Origin of the sequence: Nostoc sp. UIC 10630, assembly GCF_010747425.1 — a bacterium.
GTDB lineage: Bacteria > Cyanobacteriota > Cyanobacteriia > Cyanobacteriales > Nostocaceae > Nostoc.
Map to the genome: position 1 here is coordinate 22,046 of NZ_JAAGOG010000106.1, position 6,000 is coordinate 28,045.

Annotated in this window: 4 protein-coding genes; 1 reads left to right on the top strand and 3 read right to left on the bottom strand. The window is 43.1% G+C overall.

What is annotated here, in order from left to right; all coding sequences use genetic code 11:
* Nucleotides 1-22: 22 nt before the first annotated feature.
* Together G1O98_RS22450 and G1O98_RS22455 are read right to left on the bottom strand one after the other, a co-directional pair.
* Nucleotides 23-307: a hypothetical protein gene (locus G1O98_RS22450; RefSeq protein ID WP_163932031.1), complete on the bottom strand. Its 285-nt coding sequence runs from the start codon at nucleotides 305-307 to the stop codon at nucleotides 23-25.
* 45 nt (nucleotides 308-352) lie between these two features.
* Entirely contained in the window at nucleotides 353-2,236 is a 1,884-nt protein-coding gene (locus tag G1O98_RS22455; RefSeq protein ID WP_243458503.1) for an ArsA family ATPase, read from the bottom strand.
* 244 nt (nucleotides 2,237-2,480) lie between these two features.
* Here G1O98_RS22455 and G1O98_RS22460 point away from each other — a divergent pair, with 244 nt between their 5' ends.
* Nucleotides 2,481-5,357, top strand: coding sequence for a hypothetical protein (locus tag G1O98_RS22460; RefSeq protein WP_163932033.1), 2,877 nt, complete (start codon nucleotides 2,481-2,483; stop codon nucleotides 5,355-5,357).
* Here the strand turns inward: G1O98_RS22460 and G1O98_RS22465 are convergent.
* Nucleotides 5,288-5,608, bottom strand: coding sequence for a hypothetical protein (locus G1O98_RS22465; RefSeq protein ID WP_163931980.1), 321 nt, complete (start codon nucleotides 5,606-5,608; stop codon nucleotides 5,288-5,290). The genes G1O98_RS22460 and G1O98_RS22465 overlap by 70 nt on opposite strands.
* Nucleotides 5,609-6,000: the final 392 nt, after the last annotated feature.

A 6,000-nucleotide genomic window follows, 5' to 3' on the forward strand; every position in this document is an offset into this window, starting at 1 on the left:
TGAAACAAAAGGTATAAAAATTTTAGTATTCCAATGTTAAGGTTTTGAATTTTGGTGTCTTGTCCTCCAAGTCAGTATTTGTTTGCTGATGGGTCATGTCCCCTTCAGTAATTGTTTGACTGTTTAAAATAGCAAGACGCTGCTGAATCTGATGTCGGCGTGCTTCGAGTTTCTCTAGTTCCTCCTCTAAACGCTCCTTCTCTAACATCATTTTGTAAGCATTTAAGTAAGCTGTTGCTTGAGAACGTTGAGGAGGCATGGTGCTAAGTTTGGCTGGAATTTGTCTGCGGTTTGGAGTGCGATGCATAATAAATTTCTCTTTGGGTATGAAAGTATTTAGTCTAATTAGCCTTTAAAATAAACAGGCGGCTGCTGCTTGGATGCGTTCTAAAGGCTGAACTGAGCGAGGAAGCATTGGTAAGCGAACCATTGTCAAACCTGGAAAATCGCAATTAATGGTTGCTGTAGAAGTAAAGCGGTTTAGAACAAGGTAATTCTGGCTCACACCTATTTCTTGCATAGATTTGAACAGGCGTTGTTGTTCGGCAAGTACGCTAGCCTGGTTAAGCGTAACCCCAATGAACTCTACTTGTTGTGGGTCTTTTAGCACTTTTTGGGCTTTGACTACGCGCTGTCGCAAAGTTCGTAAACGCCCCATAAACTCTGTACGACCAAGGACATTTTGATACTTGATCCAGAGTTTGAAAATCCAAGCTAGCCAGTCTGCTAGTGCAGTTGGCATTTCTAGAAAACGCAGAAGATGACCTGTAGGAGCAGTGTCTAAAATAATCAAGTCTTCTTCTTGTTGCTCTAGCAATTCCATTACTGTTAACAGGGAAAGTATTTCATCAATCCCTGGTAAAGCTTGATCGACAATTTTGCGCCAGGCAACAGGAGCATAGGCCATTTCGATAGATTCGCTTGTTTGGGTTTCGCCACTCATCATTTGGGCTAGTTCCCATAGGTAATCGGCTCTGAATTGATCGACAATGCGATCGCCATCTACTTCCTGACCTCGAAGATTGGCAGTTATTTGATATGGTTCATGTCCTAAACTCAGACCAAAGGCATCACCCAAGGAGTGGGCTGGATCGATAGAAACCATGCGAATTTTACGATCGGGATGTTGTTGAGCCATAGCCCAACCAATCGCAGCTGCTACTGTGGTCTTGCCTACTCCACCCTTACCGCCAATTAGTAACAGGCGACGACCTTGGGTCAGAAAATCTCCAAAGCTAGGAGGAATTTTTTCAGGCCATTGAATTGGGAGTAGATGAACAGGAGATAGTGGTTCAAGCTGAGGAATATGGATTTGGTTGATGAGATGCTTAAGGGCTAGAATCCCCAAAGGCTCCTCATCTTGTTGTGGCACAATAAACATCGGCTTTCCGTTAGCAAGAGCCGTATACTGGCTGATGAGCGGTTGTTGTTCCTGGTAACGATCTGCGTCAGTCGCACTGGCAAGGATTTGGTTGACAAACAATCCTCCGCAAGGAACCTGCATGGTTTGTAAGGCTTCTAAGAATCGTTTTGACTCCAACCAACTCATTGGTTCGGCGATCGCAACTAACAAACAAGCAGTATGGGTGGGATCTTGAAGCAGACGACGACCTTGCGACAGTTCAGCTTTCAGGGTTTGCAAGAATTCGTCAGCGCGATCGGGTGTGTAACTTCCAGCAAAGGTCTTGCTAATATACCGATGCTTTTCTTGAAATAGTTCGAGAGAGTGGAGGAAAGTGTCTAAAAAGTCCATCAATCCAAACAAGTTAAGAGTATGACCGCTAGGAGCCATATCTACTACTACTCGATCTACCTGCTGCTCCTGAAAAAGGCGTTGGATCTCTAACAAGCCCATCAACTCGTCCAGTCCAGGCCAATTTAAATCCCAAACTGGAGACAAGTCTTCTCCTTCAACAAAACTACCGCGCTCCACTAACAGTTCTAACACCTGACCATAACGTTCTTTAAACTCTTGTAGTAGACGCTTTGCATCCAACGCCCTTACTCGTAGATTGGGTAGTTCCGCTATGGGACGAGGAATGTCATCAACGCTAACTTGTAAGACATCTCCAAGAGAGTGAGCCGGATCGGTTGAGATTAAAAGAATTTGCTCATTGGCAAATTTCTGCGCCCAACGACATGCAAAGGTGCAGGAGATTGTCGTTTTTCCGACTCCACCTTTACCACTAAACATAGCAAGGTGTAGGTTATCAAAAAGTTCCATCCCGTTTGTCATTTGCGGTGTTTTAGGATAAAGCTACTACATATTTTTGAAAGTTACTTAAGTAATTTTGCTGAATAAACCTATTTAAAACCTTAATTTTTCACGGATAGGATTTACAAAACTTCTAGGGCGGCGATAGAGAAAGCTTCACAAGAGAATATGTAATTAATTTTGTTGAGGTACTTACAAAGATTAGCCAAGGAACTATAACTGAGGTAAAGATTTAGCCAGAGATGTTCAAAGGTAAGGAGATAAGATGGTTAACAGTTCTGAAGGCGATATAAATATTGGGTGTAATGTCCAATGTATTTCTGAATACGACTTTTTTTCTGACAGTAATTTTGAGGACATTTATTGTCGTCCACTCAAAACAGACTCTCCCTACTTAGGAATAAAAACTTTTGAAATTAAAGATAAAGACAAATTTTTTGGTCGGGAAAAGTGGATTGTTAATCTGGGTGATCGCTTAAAAAAAGATAATATAATCTTGCTTTTAGGAGCATCAGACACTGGCAAATCATCATTGATTCGGGCAGGTTTAATTCCTTATTTAGGATCTAATAAAAAATCATTAATTAATATAAGTTTTCACCCAAATGAAAATCCTTTTAAATCTCTTTATCAGTGTCTTGCTTCTAATTATGGAAAAAAATCACCAATAGCTGATATTAGTCGAGAAATAAGAGAAAATACCCTAATTAAAATTGTCACATTCCTCAAACAAGATTATCAGTGCGTTCTGATTTTTATTGACCAATTTGAAGAACTGTTTACGAAAACTCAAAAACCGAAATGCGATAAATTTATTGCTAGTCTCTTTCAACAGTTCCAGCAGCAGGATAGCTCTGTCAAAATTGTTTTAACAATGCGGTCTGATTTTCTGGATAAATTTAGTGAGTATCCTCAACTTGCCAAGATTCACGATCGCTATAGTCGTATACTCACTAGAATGAGCGATGCAGAATTAAAGTTAGCGATCGCTGAACCTGCTGCTAGACATGGCGTTATCTTTGAACAAGGATTAGTTGAACAAATTATTCATGATTTTCACCAACAAAATGATTATTTACCACTTCTGGCATACACCTTAGATATGCTGTGGAAAAGAGAAAATATTGCAAGCAGGGTTCTGAAGACAAACACTTATAAAGAACTAAAAGAGCAAACTTTTGGTTCTTTAAGCGAACAAGCTAATCGATTTATTAATGCTAGTGTTGGATGGGGCGATCGCCAGGAACAAGAGATTCAAAAGTTAAACCTTGCACTGACTGAATTAAAACTGCGCGAGCAATCTGCCAGGGTTTTGAATTTACTTCCTGTCCAACCGCTAGAGGGTTTGGTGCTGGCAATTCAAACAATGGGTGAGAATCTAGAGAAATACCCAAACCAGCTTCTAGCTCCTGTTTTGGGAAGCTTAAAGGAGGCAATGAACACACCCACAGAGGCAAATAGCTTGCGCGGACACGAGCAAGAGGTTAATTGTGTAGCCTTTAGTCCTGATGGCAAGTTTATTGCTAGTGGCAGTAGCGATTCTACGGTGTGCTTATGGAATGTCATTGGCAATCCTACCGCTCAATTTTTGTGTGGACATGAGCAAGAGGTTAATTGTATAGCCTTTAGTCCTGATGGCAAGTTTCTTGTTAGTGGCAGTATTGACGGAATTTTGTGTTTATGGGATCTACAAGGTAATCTCATTACTCAACCGTGGCAGGGACATGAGGAAGGAGTTATTTCCGTCGCCTTTAGCCCAAATAGCGATGGCTGCGCCAACCCCTCTGGGGTACGCATTGTCAGTGTTAGTTTTGACGGAACGGTGTGTTTGTGGGATTTACAAGGTAACGCCATTACTCAACCTTGGCGCGGACACAAGGAAGGAGTTATTTCCGTCGCCTTTAGCCCAAATGGCGATTCTATTGTCAGCGTTGGTTTTGACGGAACGGTATGTTTGTGGGATTTAGAAGGTAACACCATCACTCAACCCTGGCACAAACATGAGGCAAAAATTATTTGCGCCGCCTTTAGCCCCGATCGCAAGTTTATTGTCAGTGGTGGTAGTGATTCTACAGTGCGGTTGTGGGACATACAAGGTAATCCCATCGGTCAACCTTGGCACGGGCATGAAGGACATGTAAATTCTGTAGCGTTTAGCTCTGATGGCAAGTTTATTATTAGTGGTAGCTGCGATCGCACAATACGCTTGTGGAATATCAATGGCAACCCCATCACTCAACCTTGGCGGGGACATGAGGGACAGGTTAATTCCCTAGCCTTTAGCCCCGATGGCAAGTTGATTATCAGTGGTGGCGATCGCACTGTGCGTTTGTGGGAGCTACATCAAATACTACAAGATCGGGTCATCGGGCGATCGCAGCGCAAATATGAGAATTGGGTTAATTCTGTCGCCTTTAGCCCTGATGGTCAGTGGATTATTAGTGCCAGCAATGATTCTACAATCCGCTTGTGGGATATTCACGGCAACCCCATTGGCCAACCTTGGCACGGACATGAAAAAGAAGTTAATTCTGTCGCCTTTAGCCCTGATGGTAAGTGGATTATCAGTGCCAGCAATGATTCTACAGTGCGCTTGTGGGATATTCACGGCAACCCCATTGGTCAACCTTGGCGCGGACATGAAAAAGAAGTTAATTCTGTCGCCTTTAGCCCTGATGGTCAGTGGATTATCAGTGCCAGCAATGATTCTACAGTGCGCTTGTGGGATCTTCACGGCAACCCCATTGGTCAACCTTGGCACGGACATGAGTATTGGGTAAATTCCGCAGCTTTTAGCCCTGATGGTAAACTGATTGCCAGTGGTAGTCTTGATGGAACAGTCCGCTTGTGGCAATGTGGGTGGCAAGAATGGTTGCAAGTTTGCTGCAACAGGTTACATTATCATCCGGTCTTTCAAAATCCTGAAAAAGGCAGTGATGTAGAAATTGCCCACCAAACTTGTCAAAAATATGTATGGAATCCACAATTTCCTAAACAGTTGCACAACCAAGGTGCAGCCAAGCTAAAAGAGAAAGCTTTTTCAGCAGCTTTAGAGGACTTTAAGCAAGCAGTTCAACCTAATTTCACATCGCACTGGAAAGATCGCCTTGCTTGGCAATCAGTACCCACAGAGAACCAATAACTTGGCCTACGGTCGACAACTGCAATAAAAGTTTTGAATGCATCCTGCGCCGCTTCTAAAGAGGTTGATGTCACCCCAGCTGTATTGGCATTAATTGCCTCTACCTGGATCGTAGGTTCTGGCAACTTGCCTATTTGAGATAAACGTTGCACTGTTTGCAGAGTATCAATTTCTTCAGATGGCTTATCATTTCGGATGCGTAAGATCCGAGGAAAACGCAGAGCAAAACCACTTGAAGAAGTGTCAAACAATCCCACCCATTCCCCCAAGACTCAAAGTCCCCCTTTTTAAGGGGAGCCAGTGCGGTCTTCTCCCAAAGGGAGAGGCTAGCGCCTTTCCTTCTCTACGAGAGGCTGCGCCAACGGAACGCTACGAGCGTCTCGTAGAGAAGGGGGTTTCCCCCATGAGCAACTGGCGTGGATTTAGGGGGATCTACGACGATTTTGGTTTTCTAGAAAGACGTGTGTACACCGTAGCTCTCAAAAATGAGCCAATGGTGAGTAACTTGTTAAAATTTTGATTGCGCCAACTTTTTCACCTCTGAATATTAGGTGATGTTTTTCAACAAGACTGCAACGCTTTTAGCTGTGCCCGTAACTGGGCAATTTCAGCCGCCATATCCATGACCATTGCTGCGCCTACG